Annotated in this window: 14 protein-coding genes; 8 read left to right on the plus strand and 6 right to left on the minus strand. The window is 73.9% G+C overall.

From position 1 onward, the window contains the following. The first annotated feature begins 250 nt into the window (after positions 1–250). The 3 genes from HNR61_RS00960 (at position 251) to HNR61_RS00970 (ending at position 3,400) form a co-directional block, all read left to right on the plus strand. Positions 251–931, plus strand: a complete 681-nt coding sequence (locus tag HNR61_RS00960; protein WP_067824676.1) for a Crp/Fnr family transcriptional regulator — start codon at positions 251–253, stop codon at positions 929–931. A 90-nt stretch (positions 932–1,021) separates the two neighbouring features. Next, entirely contained in the window at positions 1,022–2,026 is a 1,005-nt protein-coding gene (locus HNR61_RS00965; protein ID WP_182841210.1) for a LysR family transcriptional regulator, read from the plus strand. Between the two features lie 123 nt (positions 2,027–2,149). After that, complete coding sequence (locus tag HNR61_RS00970; RefSeq protein ID WP_182841211.1) at positions 2,150–3,400, plus strand: M14 family zinc carboxypeptidase; 1,251 nt, start codon at positions 2,150–2,152, stop codon at positions 3,398–3,400. 88 nt (positions 3,401–3,488) lie between these two features. Here the strand turns inward: HNR61_RS00970 and HNR61_RS00975 are convergent, their stop codons facing one another. From HNR61_RS00975 to HNR61_RS00990, 4 genes are all read right to left on the minus strand, one after another. Further along, on the minus strand, positions 3,489–4,241 hold the full coding sequence (locus HNR61_RS00975; protein WP_182841212.1) for a succinate dehydrogenase/fumarate reductase iron-sulfur subunit: 753 nt from the start codon (positions 4,239–4,241) through the stop codon (positions 3,489–3,491). A 2-nt stretch (positions 4,242–4,243) separates the two neighbouring features. Next, positions 4,244–6,184 (minus strand): fumarate reductase/succinate dehydrogenase flavoprotein subunit, encoded by a 1,941-nt coding sequence (locus tag HNR61_RS00980; protein ID WP_182841213.1) that lies wholly within the window; start codon positions 6,182–6,184, stop codon positions 4,244–4,246. A gap of 2 nt (positions 6,185–6,186) precedes the next feature. Then, on the minus strand, positions 6,187–6,918 hold the full coding sequence (locus tag HNR61_RS00985; RefSeq protein WP_182841214.1) for a succinate dehydrogenase cytochrome b subunit: 732 nt from the start codon (positions 6,916–6,918) through the stop codon (positions 6,187–6,189). 124 nt (positions 6,919–7,042) lie between these two features. After that, the gene (locus tag HNR61_RS00990; protein ID WP_312897703.1) at positions 7,043–8,371 is read right to left on the minus strand and encodes a PP2C family protein-serine/threonine phosphatase; all 1,329 of its coding nucleotides are present in this window, start codon (positions 8,369–8,371) and stop codon (positions 7,043–7,045) included. Positions 8,372–8,693: 322 nt separating this feature from the next. Between HNR61_RS00990 and HNR61_RS00995 the strand changes: the two genes are divergently transcribed. Beyond that, a complete protein-coding gene (locus HNR61_RS00995; RefSeq protein ID WP_182841215.1) occupies positions 8,694–10,367 on the plus strand; it encodes an ABC transporter transmembrane domain-containing protein in 1,674 nt (557 codons plus the stop codon). Continuing rightward, the gene (locus HNR61_RS01000; RefSeq protein ID WP_182841216.1) at positions 10,367–12,121 is read left to right on the plus strand and encodes an ABC transporter ATP-binding protein; all 1,755 of its coding nucleotides are present in this window, start codon (positions 10,367–10,369) and stop codon (positions 12,119–12,121) included. Before HNR61_RS00995 ends, HNR61_RS01000 begins: the two co-directional genes overlap by 1 nt. A gap of 25 nt (positions 12,122–12,146) precedes the next feature. On the opposite strand, the gene HNR61_RS01005 is transcribed toward HNR61_RS01000, so the two are convergent. Both HNR61_RS01005 and HNR61_RS01010 read right to left on the minus strand, forming a co-directional pair. Then, positions 12,147–12,311 (minus strand): hypothetical protein, encoded by a 165-nt coding sequence (locus HNR61_RS01005; RefSeq protein ID WP_182841217.1) that lies wholly within the window; start codon positions 12,309–12,311, stop codon positions 12,147–12,149. 180 nt (positions 12,312–12,491) lie between these two features. Continuing rightward, complete coding sequence (locus tag HNR61_RS01010) at positions 12,492–14,570, minus strand: S9 family peptidase (RefSeq protein WP_182841218.1); 2,079 nt, start codon at positions 14,568–14,570, stop codon at positions 12,492–12,494. A gap of 184 nt (positions 14,571–14,754) precedes the next feature. Here HNR61_RS01010 and HNR61_RS01015 point away from each other — a divergent pair, with 184 nt between their 5' ends. From HNR61_RS01015 to HNR61_RS01025, 3 genes are all read left to right on the plus strand, one after another. Continuing rightward, the gene (locus HNR61_RS01015; protein WP_182841219.1) at positions 14,755–16,242 is read left to right on the plus strand and encodes a serine/threonine-protein kinase; all 1,488 of its coding nucleotides are present in this window, start codon (positions 14,755–14,757) and stop codon (positions 16,240–16,242) included. A 246-nt stretch (positions 16,243–16,488) separates the two neighbouring features. Beyond that, entirely contained in the window at positions 16,489–17,385 is an 897-nt protein-coding gene (gene mshB, locus HNR61_RS01020; RefSeq protein ID WP_182841220.1) for an N-acetyl-1-D-myo-inositol-2-amino-2-deoxy-alpha-D-glucopyranoside deacetylase, read from the plus strand. Between the two features lie 22 nt (positions 17,386–17,407). Then, positions 17,408–17,893 carry a DUF6113 family protein gene (locus HNR61_RS01025; protein WP_182841221.1) on the plus strand — a complete coding sequence of 162 codons (486 nt, stop codon included), beginning with the start codon at positions 17,408–17,410 and terminating at the stop codon, positions 17,891–17,893. The last annotated feature ends 123 nt before the right edge of the window (positions 17,894–18,016 follow it).

Raw genomic sequence — 18,016 nt, forward strand, 5'->3', positions numbered from 1 at the left:
ACCTGGTGAGCGCGTTGGATCCCGGGCGCGGGAACGCGGCACGTCGGCGGGCGGCGTGCCCCCGTCACCGCCGCCCGCCGTACCGCCGTTCCCCGCGAACGTTCGCCGCCTGCACCGGGCCGGGCGCGGGCGGCGCGTCCACCCTCTCCCGGTGGGCACCGGGCGAACAGGCATTAGTACACACAACGCGTGACGCATTCGTGATCGTCTGACCCGTTGCGGGGTGCGGCGGGAAACCTAGCGTGGAACCATGACCCCCTTTGAGCCTGGATCGTTCCTCGCCGAGATCACCCCGGAGGAGCGCGCCGATCTGGAGTCGCGGGGCCGGGTGCGGGAGTTCGCCCGCGGTGAGGTGCTGTTCTGGGAGGGGGAGGAGGCCACCTGGGTGGCGGTGCTGCTCGCCGGGAAGGTCAAGGCCTACTCCGACCGCGAGCAGGGCGGCGAGGCGCTGCTGGCGGTGCGCGGGCCCGGCGCGCTGCTGGGAGAGGTCGCCGCGATCGACGGGCTGCCCCGGTCGGCGACCGTGGCGGCGCTGGAGGACGGGCGGGCGCTCGCCGTCACCGTGCCGGACTTCACGGCGTTCCTGCGGGACAACGGCGGGGCCGCGATCGTCATCATGCGGACGCTGTGCGAGCGGTGGCGCGACTCCGACAGCAAGCGCATCGAGTTCGGGATGTTCGACGCCACCGGGCGGGTCGCGCAGCGGCTGGTGGAGCTGGCCGACCGGTTCGGCGTCCCGGCCGGGGCGGGCGGGCAGAGCGTCCGGATCACCCTCAGCCTGTCGCAGGAGGAGCTGGCCGGCTGGGTGGGGGCGTCGCGGGAGGCGGTCAGCAAGGCGCTGCGGACGCTGCGGCGGCACGGGTGGATCGAGACCGGCCGCCGCGTGGTGATCGTGCACGACCTGCAGGCGCTGCGCCGCCACGCCCGCTGACCGGACGCCCGCTGCGACAGGCGGCCCGCGGTGTCTCGCTCCGGGCACCCTTCGCCCGGAACGCCGGAACCGGCCACGTAACTTGGCAGGATGCAGTTGCAGCAGCTCGCCTATTTCGTCGCCGTCGCCGAGATGCGGCACTTCACCCAGGCGGCGGAGGTCCTGCACGTCGCGCAGCCGTCGCTGTCCAAGCAGATCCGCGCGCTGGAGGCCGAACTCGGCGCGTCGCTGTTCAGCCGGGCGCGGGGGAACATCACCCTGACCCCGGCCGGGGAGGCGCTGCTGCCGCTCGCCAAGCGCATCCTCGCCGACGTCGACACCGCCCGCCTGGAGGTGCAGGAACTCGCGGGGCTGCGGCGGGGACGGGTGCGGCTCGGGGCGACGCCGTCGCTGTGCGCGGGGCTGCTCGGCGACGTGCTGCGGCGGTTCCACGACGCCTACCCCGGCATCCAGATCATCGTGGAGGAGGGCGGGTCGCGGGACCTGGTGCGGGAGCTGACGCGGGGGTCGCTGGACCTGGCGCTGGTGATCCTGCCGCTGCACGGCGACCCGCCGCTGGAGACGAAGCCGATCCTGCGGGAGCACCTGGTCGTCGCCTCCCCCGCGGGGAACGCCGGAGGCGAGCGGGGGCGGACCTCCTCGCGGGAGCCCGCCCAGGTGCCGCGCCGCTCCTACCTGCGGATCGAGGACCTGCGCAACCGCCCGATGGTGATGTTCCGGTCCGGCTACGACCTGCGGGAGGCGACGATCACCGCGTGCCGGGACGCCGGGTTCGAGCCGAGGTTCGCCGTCGAGGGCGGCGAGATGGACGCGGTGCTGCGGTTCGTGGAGGCGGGGCTGGGCGTCGCGGTGGTGCCGAGCATGGTGCTGGCCGGGCGGCCGGGGCTGCGCGGGACGCCGCTGGTGCTGGGCGACGGGCCGCGCCGGGGGCACCATCCGGAGCTGCAACGCACGATCGCGCTGGCGCACCGCAAGGACGTGGAGCCCACGCACGCGGCGCGCGCGTTCCAGGACGCGCTGGAGACGTTCCTGGTGGAGGCGGCGCTCGCGGGCAGCCTCCCGGCGGGCGTGGAGGCGCTGGTCACGCACGCCTGACCGGACGTCAACGACAAGATCCATCGATTTCGCGGGTGCACGTTGGCGATCTTGGACGTCCCCGGCCCGGCGGAGTCGATCTAGGGTCCGGGGCACAAGGAGCTCTCGTCCCCCGGAGACCGCATGCGCCCCCGCCGTACCGTGCCCCTGCTGCTCGTCCCGCTCGCGCTGGCGCTGACCGCGCCGCCCGCCCTCGCCGCCCCCGCTCCCGCGCGCCCGGCCGCGCCGCCGCCGGGGGAGTGCAGCGACGAACCGCGCGACCTGCCCATCTGGAGGTTCGTCGACTACCGCGAGATGCGCCGCGAGCTGACCCGGATCGAGCGGGCGAGCCGGGGACGGGTGGACGTCGATGTCGTCGGCCGCTCCAACCGGGGGCGCGCCATCCACACCGCCACCGTCGGGCACGGGCCCAAGGTCTTCCTGGTCACCAGCGAGATCCACGGGAACGAGAAGACCGGCACCACCGCCCTGCTGCGCATCCTGAAGTGGCTGGGGACCTCGGACTCGCCCGAGGCGCGGCGGGTGCGGCGCGAGATCACGTTCGTCGCCGTCCCGAAGATCAACCCGGACGGGGCCGAGCTGGACCGGCGCGGCAACGACAACGCCTGGGCCGAGGTGCAGAAGGACTTCCCGCAGCTCGCGGGGAGGCCTCCGGCGTGGAACTACCTCGACGGGCGGTTGCAGGGTGACGACTACACCAAGCGCCCCGGCTTCGACCTGAACCGCGACTTCAACCCGGACCTGGACTACCGGCCGAAGGCCGAGGACGTTCCGGGGTCGCCGGACCGGCCCGGGTGGTTCCTGAACCCCGAGTCGCAGGTCCTGCGGGACGTCTACAAGCGGCTGCGGGCGCGCAAGGGGAAGGTCGACGTGTACGTCGACCTGCACCACCAGGGCGCGTGCGTGCGGGAGGACGTGAAGAACCGGCTGCTGGACGTCGCGGTGGACTACCCGCCGCTGCCGGACAAGTTCTTCGAGCCCGGAGGCAAGTACGTGCCGTACGCCCGGACGTACGCCAAGACGTACTCCAAGCAGCTCGCCATCAGCGCGTTCCGGGGGATCGAGGACCGCGGGTACATCGGGGCGCGCTACCCGCACGCGCCGACGCGTGACCTGCCGGGGCAGGCGCGCTCGTCGATGGCGCTGATCGGGACCGGGACGGTGCTGTTCGAGGTGCGGGGCCAGACCCAGACCATGGGGCACCGGCAGGCGGAACGGTTCACCCGGGCGGTGACGGCGGGACTGGTGCGGATGCTGGGCGACGTGTCCACCGGACGGGTGCGGACGATCGACCCGGACTCGTTCGAGAGCCTGCCGGGGACGAGGGAGGACGCGGCGGCGCGGGCGTTCCGGCACGAGCACGACCTGGAGTAGCGGCGGAGGCCGCCGCTCGGGGCGAGGACGGAAAAGCGTGGTGCCCCGGCCGTCAGGCCCGGGGCACCACGCTGCGTTCCGGCGGCGGTTACTTCTTCTTGCTGCCGACCGTGGCCTTGAAGTAGTCCCGGTTCAGCGTGCTGATCACGTCGAGGGGGATGCCCTTCGGGCAGGCCACCGTGCACTCGCCGGTGTTGGTGCAGCCGCCGAAGCCCTCCGCGTCGTGGGTCTCCAGCATGTTGACCACCCGGTCCCAGCGCTCGGGCTGGCCCTGGGGCATCAGGCCCAGGTGGGTGATCTTGGCGCCGAGGAACAGGGCGGCCGAGCCGTTGGGGCAGGCCGCGACGCAGGCGCCGCAGCCGATGCACTCGGCGGCCTCGAACGCCCTGTCGGCGGCCGGCTTGGGCACCGGGACCGAGTGCGCCTCGGGGGCGGTGCCGGTCGGGGCGGTGATGTAACCGCCCGACTGGATCATCCGGTCCAGCGGGGAGCGGTCGACGACCAGGTCCTTGACGACCGGGAACGCCCTGGCGCGCCACGGCTCGACGTCGATGACCTCGCCGTCCTTGAACTTGCGCATGTGCAGCTGGCACGTGGTGGTGTTGCGCTCGGGACCGTGCGGGGTCCCGTTGATGACCAGCGAGCACATGCCGCAGATGCCCTCGCGGCAGTCGTGGTCGAACGCGACGGGCTCCTCGCCCCTGGTGATCAGTTCCTCGTTGAGGACGTCGAGCATCTCCAGGAAGGAGGCGTCGGGGGAGATGTCGTCGAGCGGGTACTCGACCATCTTGCCCGCGTCCTGAGGACCCTTCTGGCGCCAGATGCGCAGTGTGACCTTCATGATTACTTGTACGACCTCTGTGCGGGCTTGACGTATTCGAACTCGAGGGCTTCCTGGTGGAGCACGGGCGTGCCCTGGCCGCCCCACTCCCAGGCGGCGACGTAGGAGAAGTTCTCGTCGTCGCGCTTGGCCTCGCCGTCCTCGTCCTGGGACTCGGCGCGGAAGTGGCCGCCGCAGGACTCGGCGCGGTGGAGGGCGTCGACGCACATCAGTTCGGCGAGTTCGAGGAAGTCGGCGACGCGGCCGGCCTTCTCCAGCTCCTTGTTGAGCTCCTCGCCGACGCCGGTGACCTTCACCCGGGTCCAGAACTCCTCGCGCAGCGCGGGGATGAGCTCCAGCGCCTTGCGCAGGCCCTCCTCGGTGCGCTCCATGCCGCAGTACTCCCACATGACGCGGCCGAGCTCGCGGTGGAACGAGTCGACGGTGCGGTCGCCGTCGATCGACAGGAGCCGGTCGATCTGGGAGCGGACGCGCTCCTGGGCCTCGCTGACGGCCGTGTCGGAGACCTCGTCGAGGCCGGTGTTGCGGGCCAGGTAGTCGCCGAGGCCGGTGGGCAGGACGAAGTAGCCGTCGGCCAGGCCCTGCATCAGGGCCGAGGCGCCGAGGCGGTTGGCGCCGTGGTCGGAGAAGTTGGCCTCGCCGATCACGAACAGGCCGGGGATGTTGGACTGCAGGTCGTAGTCCACCCACAGGCCGCCCATGGTGTAGTGGACGGCGGGGTAGATGCGCATCGGAACCTCGTAGGGGTTCTCGCCGGTGATGCGCTCGTACATCTCGAACAGGTTGCCGTACTTGGCCTCGACGGTCTTGCGGCCGAGGCGCTTGATGGCGTCGGCGAAGTCGAGGTAGACGCCCTGGCCGCCGGGGCCGACGCCGCGGCCCTCGTCGCAGACGTTCTTGGCGGCGCGGGAGGCGATGTCGCGCGGCACCAGGTTGCCGAACGAGGGGTAGATGCGCTCCAGGTAGTAGTCGCGCTCGCCCTCGGGGATGTCGTTGGGGTCGCGCTTGTCGCCGACCGCCTTGGGCACCCAGACGCGGCCGTCGTTGCGCAGCGACTCCGACATCAGCGTCAGCTTGGACTGGTGCTCGCCGGAGTAGGGGATGCAGGTCGGGTGGATCTGCGTGTAGCAGGGGTTGGCGAAGTAGGCGCCGTGCTTGTGGGCCCGCCAGGTGGCGGTGACGTTGGAGCCCATGGCGTTGGTGGACAGGAAGTAGACGTTCCCGTAGCCGCCGGAGGCCAGCACGACGGCGTCGGCGGTGTAGCTCTTGACCTCGCCGGTCATCAGGTCGCGGACGATGACGCCGCGGGCCCGCCCGTCCTGCATGATCAGGTCGAGCATCTCGTGGCGGGCGTGCAGCTCGACGTTGCCGGCGTCGACCTGGCGCATGAGGGCCTGGTAGGCGCCGAGCAGGAGCTGCTGGCCCGTCTGGCCGCGGGCGTAGAAGGTGCGGGACACCTGGGTGCCGCCGAACGAGCGGTTGTCGAGCAGGCCGCCGTACTCGCGGGCGAACGGGACGCCCTGCGCCACGCACTGGTCGATGATCTGCGTGGAGATCTCGGCGAGGCGGTGGACGTTGGACTCGCGGGCGCGGAAGTCGCCGCCCTTGACGGTGTCGTAGAACAGGCGGTGCACGCTGTCGCCGTCGTTGCGGTAGTTCTTGGCGGCGTTGATGCCGCCCTGCGCGGCGATGGAGTGGGCGCGGCGCGGCGAGTCCTGGAAGCAGAACTGGATGACGTGGTAGCCGGCCTCGCCCAGGGTCGCGCCGGCGGAGCCGCCGGCGAGCCCGGTGCCGATGATGATGATCTTCTTCTTGCGCTTGTTGGCCGGGTTGACGAGCTTGGCCTCGAACTTGCGCGTGGTCCAGCGGTCCTCGACCGGGCCCCGCGGGGCCTTCTCGTCGGCGATCGGGTCGCCGAGGGTGAAGAGGGTGTCGGTGGTCATGGTCAGCTCACCAGTCCGAAGGTGACAGAGAGGGGCACGATGAGGAAGCCGATGGTCAGCACGAGGGCCAGGCCCCCGGCCAGCAGGCGCAGCGCGCGGTCGTTGCGGGGGCTGCGCAGGCCGAGGGTCTGGAAGGCGCTCCAGACGCCGTGGCGCAGGTGGAGGCCGACCATGACGACACCGACGATGTAGATCGCGGTGACCCAGAACCGCTCGGGGGCGAAGTCGGCGACGACGCGCTCGTAGGGCGTCGCGGCGGAGCCCTTGGGGTTGACCACGAAGAACGTCAGGTCCAGCAGGTGCCAAATGATGAAGAGCAGCAGGGTGATGCCGCCGTACCGCATGATGTGGGTGGCGTAGCCCTGCGCGTGGGACTTCTTCTTGCCGTGGTACTTCACGGGCCGGGCGGCGGAGGCGCGCCGGGCCAGCGACCACGCGGACCACATGTGCAGGACCACCGAGAGCACCAGCACGACCTCAAGGAGGGTCAGCAGGGTGCGGTAGGGCACCACGGGCTCGCCCATCGTGCGCAGCCAGTGCGCGTAGTGGTTGAAGCTCTCGGCGCCAAAGAAGATCTTCCAGTTCCCGATCATGTGCAGGACGAGGAACGTCACCATGACGGCGCCGCTCACCGCCATCACGGCCTTCTTGCCGACGGTCGATCGGTAAATCGCAGGTATCGCTATAGCCACGCCCGAACCGTACGACTGCCTGGGGAAAGAGATCCAAGTCATGGCGGCACTCGTTTCGATAGCCGCTGGCTATGAACGGTGCCGGTCCGGGCTTTTCCGACGCGACGTCGGTGACGTGAAGTGAGCGACTTCACAGCGCGAGACGGGAACTACAAGCTGTAGTACATCAGTGGGTCTCGGCCCGCCCCGCGTCGGCGGCGGCAGGCCCGGTGACCAGGACCGGAGCGGTGTGGCCCGCCTCGTCGGAGGGCGCGGACGGGGCGGTGCGCGGCCGGTGCGACAGCATCAGCACCGCCAGGTCGTCGGCGAGCGCGTCGCCGTTCAGCTCCTCGACCTCGGCGACCAGCCGGTCGATCAGGCCGCGGCCGGAGGCGCCGTCGGCGCGCGCGGCGCGGGCCAGCGCGGTCAGGCCCTCGGTGCCCAGCCGGGTGGAGGTGCCGTCGCCGGTGCGGCCCTCGATCAGGCCGTCGGTGTAGAGCAGCAGGCTCCACTCGGGGGCGTCCCGCCCGCCGAGCTCCACCTCGGTGGTCGGCCAGTCCGCGCCGGGGAACAGCCCCAGCGCGGGGCCGTGCGCGTACTCGGGCAGCGCCGTGACCTCGTCGGGCCCGCCGTCGGCGGCGGGCCGGAACAGCAGCGGCGCGGGGTGCCCGGCCAGGTGCAGGCGGGCGGTGCGGCGCGACGGCGCGATGGTGACGTTGCACAGCGTCGTGAAGATCTCCTCGCTGCGGCGTTCGTGGCCCAGCACGGTGTCCAGGATGCGCAGCAGGTCCTCGCCCGAGTGCCCGGCCAGCACCAGGGTGCGCCAGGCCATGCGGAGCTGGACGCCGAGGGCGGCCTCGTCGGGGCCGTGCCCGCACACGTCGCCGATCATCAGGTGGACCGCGCCGTCGGCGGTCTGCACGGTGTCGTAGAAGTCGCCGCCGAGCAGGGCGCGGCGGCGGCCGGGCCGGTACCGGGTGCAGTGCGTCAGGGCCGGGTCGTCGATCAGTGGGACGGGCAGCAGGCCGCGTTCCAGCCGGGCGTTCTCGCGGCCCAGGATGCGGGCCTCGACCAGGCGGCGCTCGGTCTCCTCGGCGCGCTTGCGCTCGATGGCGTAGCGGACCGCGCGGGCCAGCAGCGGCCCGTCGACCTCCTGCTTGACCAGGTAGTCCTCGGCTCCGGCGGCGACGGCGCGCACGCCGAGCGCGTCGTCGTCGAGGGCGGTGAGCACGACGACGGCGGCGTTGCCGGACATCTCCAGGACCTGCCGCAGGCCCGCCAGGCGGTCGATGCCGGGGGCCGACAGGTCGACGATGATGCACTGGACGTGCCGGCCCATCCGGGCGCGGGCCTGCTCCAGGGTGGTGGCGGTGGTGATCCGCGCGTCCACGCCGCTGTCGGCGAGCATCCGGTCGACCAGCACCATGTCGGAGGGGTCGGCGTCGATCAGGAGCAGGTCGACCCGCTCCTCGGCCCCGGCGGGCAGGAGGTGCGGCTGGTGACTGAGTGTGCTCACGAAAAGGGTTTCCGGACGGTAGGCGGCGGCTGGACTCACCGGCGGGGCGCGCGGGCGGCGGACCGTTCCGCGCGTCGCCGACGCACGGTCATGGGCGGGGGGCGGTCCGCGCCGGGCGGTGGCGGGGCGTCCCGGCCACCGGGGTCCCGGCTCATGGAGCGCAGGAACATCGGCCCCGACGATATCCGCTCTGATCGCGTGCGCGCATCCCCGCGACCGTGCATGGTCTTCAACGGAATGTGACGCCGGGACGTTCCCGCTGGTGGGAACCCCCCGAAAAATCAGTGGTTCCGCGCGGGGCCGCCTGCTTACGCTGCGTCGCGTGAGAACGTTGCCGGTCGACGATCCCGGAACGCCCGACCATCGCTCCCCGACGCGCTACCTCACCTGGCTGGTGCGGATCCAGGCGCCCACGGTCATCGCCGGGGCCCTCCTCGGGGTGGTGTGGATGCTCGCCCAGGCGGTCATGCCCGCCGTGGTGGGCCGCGCCATCGACCAGGGGGTGGCCGCCCGCGACCCCGCGGCGCTGGCGCTGTGGGCCGGAGCGCTGCTCGGGCTCGGCGTCGTGCAGGCCGCGGCGGGCGTCACCCGGCACCGCAACTCGGTGTTCAACTGGCTGGCCGCCGCCTTCCGCACGGTCCAGGTGACGACCCGGCAGGCCGCCCGGCTCGGCGCGACGCTGCCCAGGCGGCTGAGCGCCGGGGAGGTCGTGAGCGTCGGGGTGTCGGACGTGGCGCACATCGGCGACGCCATCGACATCCTGTCGCGCGGCACGGGCGCGGTCGTGGCGATCGTCGCCGTCGCGGTGATCATGCTGGTGACGTCGCCGCCGCTGGGGCTGGTCGTGCTGGTCGGCGTGCCGGTGATCCTGCTGCTGGCCGCGCCGCTGCTGCGGCCGTACCGGCGCCGCGAGGACGCGCACCGGGAGCTGGTCGGGGAGCTGAACACCCACGCCACCGACCTGGTGGGCGGCCTGCGGGTGCTGCGCGGGATCGGCGGCGAGACGCTGTTCGCCGAGCGGTACCGCGGCGAGTCGCAGCGGGTGCGGCGGGCCGGGGTGCGGGTCGCGGTGGCCGAGTCGCGGCTGAGCGGCGCGGAGGTGCTGCTGCCGGGCCTGCTGGTCGCGCTGGTGACCTGGGCGGGGGCCCGGTACGCCGCCGACGGGCGGCTCAGCGTGGGGCAGCTGGTGTCGTTCTACGGCTACGCGGTGTTCCTGATCCACCCGCTCAAGACGCTCGGCGAGCTGGCCGGGAAGCTCACCAAGGGGCATGTGGCGGCGGGCCGCGTGGTGCGGCTGCTGGAGCTGGAGCCCGAGGTCCCGCTCGCCGGGACGGTCCGCCCCGACGGCCCCGGCGACCTCGTGGACGCCGGGTCCGGGCTGGTGGCGCGGCCCGGCGAGCTGACGATGGTGGCCGCCGCCGACCCGCGCGACGCCCAGGCCGTCGCCGACCGGCTCGGCCGCCACGCGCCCGGCGAGGTCACCTACGCCGGGGTGCCGCTGGCGGACCTGGCCGACCTGCGCGACCGCGTCCTGGTGGCCGTCAACGAGGACCGGCTGTTCTCCGGCCCCCTCGCCGAGTCCCTGACCACCACCGGGTGCGGCGACCTGGACGCGGCGCTGGTCACCGCCAACGCCGAGGACATCGTGGCCGCCGTGGGGCGCGACGCGCACGTGGCCGAGGCGGGCCGGGAGTTCTCCGGTGGCCAGCAGCAGCGGCTGCGGCTGGCCCGCGCCCTGGCCGCCGACCCGGAGGTGCTGGTCCTGGTGGAGCCGACCAGCGCCGTCGACGCCCACACCGAGGCCCGCGTCGCCGACCGGCTGCGCGCGGCCCGGCCCGACCGGATCACGGTGGTGTGCACGACCAGCCCGCTGCTGCTGGACCGCGCCGACCGTGTCGCCTACGTCGAGGACGGCCGCGTGGTCGCCGAGGGCACCCACCGCGAACTACTCGACACCGCGTCGCGCTACGCGGCCGTCGTGACCAGGGGAATGTGATGAGTACCGCCCGGAAACTGCCGGTCGCGTCGGCGGCGCAGGTGCGGGCCTACGCCCGGCGGCTGACGCTACGGCACCCCCGCGCGCTGGCCGGGGCGCTGGCGCTGCACGCCCTGGCCGCGGTGTGCGGGCTGGTCGCGCCGCGCCTGCTGGGCGAGCTGGTCGACGGCGTGTCGCGGGAGCGGGCGGCGATCGACCGGATCGGCCTGGCCATCGCCGCGTTCGTGGTCGCGCAGGGCGTGCTGACCTGGCTGGCCCACTACGCCTCGGCGCGGCTCGGCGAACGCGTGCTGGCCGACCTGCGCGAGGAGTTCGTGGACCGGGTGCTGGCGCTGCCGCTGTCCACCGTGGAACGCGCCGGGACCGGCGACCTGGTCAGCCGCACCTCCCGCGACGTGGACGCGCTGGCGACCAGCGTGCGGTACGCGGTGCCCGAGACGCTGATCGGGGCCATGGCGGTGGTGTTCACCGCCGGGGCGCTGGTGCTGACCGGCCCGCTGCTGGCGCTGCCGTGCCTGGTCGCGGTGCCGCTGCTGTGGGGCGTGATGCGCTGGTACCTGCCGCGCGCCCGCGAGGGCTACCTGCGGGAGAACGCCGCCTGGGCCGAGATGACCGACGGCCTGGCCGAGACCGTGCACGGGGCGCGGACGGTGGAGGCGTTCGGGCTGGCGGCGGCGCGGCGGCGGCGCGGCGACGCCGACATCGCGCGGACCTGGCGGGCCGAGCGGTACACGCTGCGCCTGCGGACGGTGCTGTACCCGGTGATCGAGATCAGCTTCGTGCTGCCGGTGGCGGCGACGCTGCTGGTCGGCGGGCTGCTGCACGCCCACGGGCTGGCGTCGCTGGGGCAGGTGACGGCCGCGACCCTGTACGTGGTGCAGATCAACGGCCCCATCGAGATGCTGCTGAGCTGGCTGGACGAGCTCCAGGTCGGCGGCGCGTCCCTGGCCCGGCTGCTGGGCGTGGGCAACGTCCCCCCAGACCGCGTGGCGGGCGGGGCCCGGCCCGACGGGGAACGCCTCACCGCCCGCGGCGTCCACTACGCCTACCGGCCCGGCCACGACGTGCTGCACGGCGTGGACCTGGCGCTGCGGCCGGGGGAGCGGCTGGCGATGGTCGGGCCGAGCGGGGCGGGCAAGTCCACGCTGGGCCGGCTGGTGGCCGGGGTGGACGGGCCCCGCGCGGGCACGGTCACCGTCGGCGAGGGCGCGGCCGTCCCGCTGGTGGAGCTGCCGCTGGAGGAGCTGCGCGGCCACGTCGCGCTGGTCACCCAGGAGCACCACGTGTTCCGGGGGACGCTGCGCGACAACCTGGTCATGGCCCGGCCCGGCGCGACCGACGAGGAGGCCGCCGCCGCGCTGGCCGCCGTCGACTGGGACGGCCCCGGCCTGGACGCCCGCGTCGGGTCGGGCGGCGAGACGCTGTCCCCGGCGCAGGCCCAGCAGCTCGCGCTGGCCCGCCTGGTGCTGGCCGACCCGCACACGCTGGTGCTGGACGAGGCCACGTCGCTGCTGGACCCGCGCGCGGCGCGGCGGCTGGAACGCTCGCTGGCCGCCGTCCTGGACGGCCGCACCGTCGTGGCGATCGCCCACCGCCTGCACACCGCCCACGACGCCGACCGCGTGGCGGTGGTGGAGGACGGCCGGATCACGGAGCTGGGCACCCACGACGCGCTGCTGGAGGCGAACGGCTCCTACGCGGCGCTGTGGGCGAGCTGGCACGGCGACCACCAGCCGGACCGCACGGGCCGTTAGGAACCGGGCCGCCGGAACGGGGCCGTCAGGAGCGGCGGGTGTGCAGCATCCACAGCGCCACGGCGGAGGCGATGGTCACCACGCCGGTGCCGACGCTGACGGCGATCTGCGTCGCGCCCTCGAACGCGAAGCTGGTGGAGACGTTCACGGAGATCGCGATGGCGAGGACGAGCCAGAGCAGGGGCTTCATGACGGACCTTTCGGGTTGATCGACTGGTTTCGATCCTGCCGGTCCGGCCGCCGCGCCCCCAGCGGGCGCGCTCCCGGATCCGGGGTGTAGCCCGCTACACCCCGGGCCCGGGGAACGCCGGTGGGGCGGGCCGTGCGGTCCCGCCCCACCGGGTGGCCGTCGAACCCCCGGCTCGTCCCGCTACGCGAGGTTCTCCTTGAGGAAGGCCACCTGCAGGGTCAGCAGGTTCTCGGCGATCTCCTCCTGCGGGGTCATGTGGGTGACGCCCGACAGCGGCAGGACCGTGTGCGGGCGGCCCGCCGCCAGCAGGGCCGAGGACAGGCGGAGGGTGTGGGCGGCCACCACGTTGTCGTCGGCCAGGCCGTGGATGAGCATGAGGGGCCGTTCGAGCTTGCCCGCCATCGCGATCAGCGAGTTGGCGGTGTAGTTCTCCGGCTCCTCGTCGGGGTGGCCCAGGTAGCGCTCGGTGTAGTGGGTGTCGTACAGGCGCCAGTCGGTGACCGGCGCGCCCGACACCGCCGCGTGGAACACGTCCGGGCGGGCCAGCACCGCCAGCGCCGCCAGCCAGCCGCCGAACGACCAGCCGCGGATGCCGACGCGGTCCAGGTCGAGGGCTCCGGGGTGCCGCCGGGCCGCCTCGGTCAGCGCGGTGACCTGGTCCTCCAGCACCGGGCCGACGAAGTCGCCGCGGACGGCGCGTTCGAACACCGGGCCTCGGCCGGGGGTGCCGCGCCCGTCGGCGATCACGACGGCGAAGCCCTGGTCGGCGAGCCACTGCGCCTCGTTGTAGGCGCGGCGGACCGCCAGGACGCGCTGGGCGTGCGGGCCGCCGTAGGGGTCCATCAGCACCGGCAGGCGGCCGTCGGCGGGGGTCCAGCCGGTGGGCAGGACCACGGCGGTGCGGATCTCGCGGTCCCCGGCGCGCAGCAGCTCGACCTTCGGGGTGATCGCCGGGGTCTCGGCGCGGGAGGCGATGGCGTGGACGCCGCCGGGGGCGCGGACCTCGACGGTGGTGCCGTCGGCGTCCAGCCGGCTGCCGCTGACCAGCGTGACGTCCCCGGAGCGCAGCCCGGTGAACACGCCCTGGCCGTCGGTGAGGCGGGTGACGCCGCCGGCGGCCGACCAGGTGTGGACGTGGACCTCGGTGGGCTCCTCGGAGGCGGTGAAGAGGATCTCGTCGCCGTCCACGCCGAGGACGGAGCGGACCTGGAGGCCGGGCGGGGTGACCGGCCGGCCCGCGACCGTGACGCGGCGGGTGCCGGCGCCGTGGTCCTCGGTGATCCAGACCAGCTCGCCGCCCAGCCGCGCCGGGATGCCCGGAACGACCTCGGTCCACACCGGGTCGTGCTCGGTGTGGACGAGGGCGGTCTCCCCGTTGGTCGGGTCGACCTTCAGCACCCGCTGGGTGCGCTGGTCGCGGGACTGGGTGACGATCAGCAGGCCGTGCCGGTCCCAGGAGGCGGTCACCACGTAGGGGAACTCGCCCCGGTCCCAGGCCACGCCGGTCCGCCCGCCGTCGACCTTCAGCAGGACCAGGCCGACGATCGCGTTGGGCGTCCCGGCGGCCGGGTAGGCCGTCTCGGCGGCGGGCCGCTCGGGGTTGGCGGGGTCGGCGATGGTCCAGCGGGTGACGGGGGTCTCGTCCACGCGGGCGGCCAGGACGGTCCCGCCGTCGGGCGACCACCAGTAGCCGCGCATCCGGCCCATCTCCTCGGCCGCGATGAACTCGGCCAGGCCGTAGGAGATCTGGTCGGTCTCGGGCTGCACGAGGGCGCGGTCGTCGGAGCCGTCCACGCCGATCACGCGCAGGGTGCGGTCGGCGACGTAGGCGACGTTCCGCCCGGCGGGGTCCAGGCGCGGGTCGAACACCGGGGTCCGCGCGGGGAGCCGCCGGACGTCCCCGGACGCCAGGTCGGCCAGGAACAGCTGGCCGCCCAGCGTGAACACGGCCTGCCGGCAGTCGCGGTCGACGGCGTAGCCGACGATGCCCCCGGCGGCCTCGCGGGCGCGTTCGCGCCGGGCGCGCTCCTCGGCGGGGAGGTCCTCCTCGCCGGTGACGTTCAACGCGGTGGGGTCGGCGAGCAGGCGTTCCTCGCCGGTCGCGGTGTCCAGCGTCCACAGGCAGGTGACCGGGTCGTCGCCCGCCTTGGTGCGCAGGAAGGTGACCAGCGACCCGTCCGGGGCGATCTGGAAGGCCCGCGGCACGCCGAGGGTGAACCTCCGGGTGCGGGCGCTCTGCCGTGGATAGCTGATGCTCATGACAAGAGTCTGCCAGCCGGGCGGCGGCGCCTCCCACGGGCATGGCGGGCGCCGTCGGGACATTCGGTGTATATCGGTTGCGCGACTTGATCGCCGGGGAACGGGCAACACGCCTTGTCGGGCGGCCCGCTCGCGTAAGCTCAAGGCTTCGCCAAGCTCTCACCGCGCGTTGAAGGAGTTGTCCATGCCGGAGCTGCAGCCGGGTGATCCGCGACGGCTGGGGTCCTACGAGGTGCTCGAACGCCTGGGTGAGGGCGGCCAGGGCGTCGTCTACCTCGGCGTGGACGCCAACGGCTCCCAGGCGGCGATCAAGCTGTTGCGGGCCGACCTGGCCGGGGACGCCTCGGCCCGGAACCGGTTCGTCCGCGAGGCGCAGGCCGCCAAGCAGGTCGCGCGCTTCTGCACCGCGCAGGTGCTGGAGGCCGACGTCGCGGGCGACCGGCCCTACATCGCCAGCGAGTACGTCCAGGGCCCGTCCCTCCACAAGCAGATCACCGAGCAGGGTCCGCTGGTCGGGGCGGCGCTGGAGCGGCTCGCGATCGGCACCGCGACGGCGCTGGTGGCGATCCACCAGGCCGGGATCGTGCACCGCGACTTCAAGCCGCACAACGTGATCATGGCGCCGGACGGCCCCCGCGTGATCGACTTCGGGATCGCGCGGGCCCTGGACACCGGCCAGACCGCGGCCACCAAGGCGATCGGGACCCCCTCCTACATGGCGCCCGAGCAGGTGGCCGGGGAGCGGCTGACCGAGGCCGTGGACGTGTGGGCCTGGGCGGCGACGATGGTGTACGCCGCGACCGGACGGCCGCCGTTCGGCGACGACACCGTGGTCGCGGTGATCAACCGGGTGATGCACGAGCCGCCGACGCTGGCCGGCGTCCCCGAGGACCTGCACCCGCTGCTGGCGGCGTGCCTGGTCAAGGAGCCGCACCGGCGGCCCACCGCGCAGCAGATCATGATGACGATGATCGGCAGCGGTCCGGCGGCGCAGACCCGGATGGAGGACGCGGCGCAGGCCACCTCGATGCTGGCGGCCGGCGAGACGATGGCGGCGGGCATCGCCCCGCTGCCGCACGCCGACCCCGCCGGCGGCACCCGCCGGGTGACGCCCGCCGAGTTCACCGGCACGCTGCCCCCGGCCCCCGGCTACGAGACCCAGCCCGCCGGGTACGGCGGCGGGCGCGGCGCCACGCGCGGCGGCGGCTACGTCGACCGCGGCTACGACGACCGCTACGCGCCCGAGCGCAAGTCCCGGTGGCCGATCTTCGCGGCCGTCGCGGCGATCGCCGTGCTGGCGCTGGTGGTGGGCCTGGCGATGGCCGCGACCAACGACCGGCCCGGCAACACCGAGGACCCGAGCCCCTCCGACTCCACCAGCAGCCAGCGGGAGACCCGGACCGAGGAGACGCGGGACCCGGTCGTCCCGCAGTCCCCGCGCACCACCCGCTCCACCACGCCGCGGGAGACCCGGACCATCCCCACCCGGACGCCGACGACGCGCCCGACGCAGCCGACGACGACCGAGCAGCCGCCCACCTCCGAGGACCCGACCGACACCGGCCCGCCGACCGGCGGCGGGAACAACGGCGGCGGTGGCGACAACGGCGGGGGCGGCAACGGCGGCCAGAACGACGGCAACGTGCGCGACAACTCCGCCGACGGGTCCTGAACCGGGCGACGCGGCCACGAAGCGGACACGGCGCGGCCCCGGTGCGGGACACGGGGCCGCGGATCACGGGGTCGGGCGACGTCACCGCCCGGCCCGCTGAGTACGCTCGGAGACTATGACCTGCTCATCGCCACGCCTTCGGCACGGCGGGCCATGGTGCTGGAACTCCTGGTCTTCCCTCGTCGCCTGCAAGATCGCTAGCACGCTCCCGATCTTGACGCTCCCCAGTCCAGACCAGGAGGCACCATGACCGGCCAGCGCATCCTGTTCGTCCACGCCCATCCGGACGACGAGTCCATCGGGACCGGGGCGACCATGGCCAGGTACGCGACCGAGGGCGCCCACGTGTGCCTGGTCACCTGCACGCTCGGCGAGGAGGGCGAGGTCATCCCGCCCGAGCTCGCCCACCTGGCCTCCGACAAGGAGGACCGGCTCGGCGAGTACCGGATCGGCGAGCTGGACGCCGCCTGCGCGGCGCTCGGCGTCGCCGACCACCGCTTCCTGGGCGGCGCGGGCCGCTGGCGTGACTCGGGCATGATGGGCGCCCCCACCAACGACGACCCGCGCTGCTTCTGGCAGGCCGACCCGGCCGAGGCCGCCGGGGCGCTCGTCGAGGTCATCCGCGAGGTCCGTCCGCAGGTGATCGTCACCTACGACGAGCGCGGCAACTACGGCCACCCCGACCACATCCAGGCCCACCGGGTGGCGCGGCGCGCGTTCGAGCTGGCGGCCGACCCCGGCCACCGGGACGGCCGGGAGCCGTGGCGGGCCGCCAAGTTCTACGCCTACGCCACCCCCCGCACCGTGCTGGCCCGCGCGGTCGCGGTGATGCGGGAGGCGGCGAAGCTGCCGTTCCCGCGCGTGGCGGGCCTGGAGGAGCTCGGCTCGGCGGTCCCCGACGACCTGGTCACCACGGCGATCGACGCCCGCCCCTACCTGCCCGCCAAGATCGCCGCGCTGCGCGCCCACCGCACCCAGATCACCGTCGCGCCCGACGAGGTCGGCCCCTACTTCGCGCTGTCGAACAACCTGGGGCAGCAGGCGTTCGGCACCGAGTACTACATCCTGCTGGAGGGCGAGCGCGGCGCGGGCACCGGTCCCAACGGCCGAGAGAACGACCTGTTCGCCGTCCCCGCCCGCTGATCGGCTGGATACCCTGACGGACGTGGACCCCAACGACGACGCCCGCGTCACCCTGGAGAAGGGCGCCGCGCCTCCGGACGATCCGCCGCCCGCCGCCCCGGCCGAGACCCCCGTGGCGGCCGTGCTGGCCGGCGCGTCCCACGGCGCGTTCGCGCTGCTGGGCGTGGTGGTGGCGGTGCTGGGGTCGTTCGCCCAGAACTGGACGGCCGGGGCGCTGCCGATCCCCGCCGTCGCGCTGGCGCTGCTGAACTTCGCCCTGGTCCGCGGCGCGGGCTGGGCGACCGGGAGCCGGCTGGGCGCGTTCGTCCCGGCGGCCGCCTGGGTCGTGGTGACGCTGGTGCTGTCGCTGAAGCGCCCGGAGGGCGATCTGGTGATCGGCGGCACGGTGAGCGGTTACGTCTACATCATCGGCGGGATCCTGGCGGCGGTCGGCGGCTGGCTGGCGACCCCGCCCGCCCGGCCGGCCGGCGACTGGCTGACCCGCGGGGCCACGCACGTCGACGGGTAGGCGGCCGGGTGGACGGCCGGGCGGGCCCGCGCCGCACGCGTTCGTCGGGGGGAATGCGCGGTTTCTGAGAGTGGTCGCGTTCGTGAGTGTCACCGGGACGGGTGATGTCCCCCTCGTCCCGGT

The sequence above is a fragment of the Actinomadura kijaniata genome, assembly GCF_014138665.1.
Taxonomy (GTDB): Bacteria; Actinomycetota; Actinomycetes; order Streptosporangiales; family Streptosporangiaceae; genus Spirillospora; species Spirillospora kijaniata.

Coding starts and splice junctions, on each gene's coding strand:
- HNR61_RS00960 (WP_067824676.1), top strand. CDS start 251: ATGACCCCCTTTGAGCCTGGATCGTTCCTCGCCGAGATCACCCCGGAG.
- HNR61_RS00965 (WP_182841210.1), top strand. CDS start 1,022: ATGCAGTTGCAGCAGCTCGCCTATTTCGTCGCCGTCGCCGAGATGCGG.
- HNR61_RS00970 (WP_182841211.1), top strand. CDS start 2,150: ATGCGCCCCCGCCGTACCGTGCCCCTGCTGCTCGTCCCGCTCGCGCTG.
- HNR61_RS00975 (WP_182841212.1), bottom strand. CDS start 4,241: ATGAAGGTCACACTGCGCATCTGGCGCCAGAAGGGTCCTCAGGACGCG.
- HNR61_RS00980 (WP_182841213.1), bottom strand. CDS start 6,184: ATGACCACCGACACCCTCTTCACCCTCGGCGACCCGATCGCCGACGAG.
- HNR61_RS00985 (WP_182841214.1), bottom strand. CDS start 6,918: ATGACTTGGATCTCTTTCCCCAGGCAGTCGTACGGTTCGGGCGTGGCT.
- HNR61_RS01000 (WP_182841216.1), top strand. CDS start 10,367: ATGAGTACCGCCCGGAAACTGCCGGTCGCGTCGGCGGCGCAGGTGCGG.
- HNR61_RS01005 (WP_182841217.1), bottom strand. CDS start 12,311: ATGAAGCCCCTGCTCTGGCTCGTCCTCGCCATCGCGATCTCCGTGAAC.
- HNR61_RS01010 (WP_182841218.1), bottom strand. CDS start 14,570: ATGAGCATCAGCTATCCACGGCAGAGCGCCCGCACCCGGAGGTTCACC.
- HNR61_RS01015 (WP_182841219.1), top strand. CDS start 14,755: ATGCCGGAGCTGCAGCCGGGTGATCCGCGACGGCTGGGGTCCTACGAG.
- mshB (WP_182841220.1), top strand. CDS start 16,489: ATGACCGGCCAGCGCATCCTGTTCGTCCACGCCCATCCGGACGACGAG.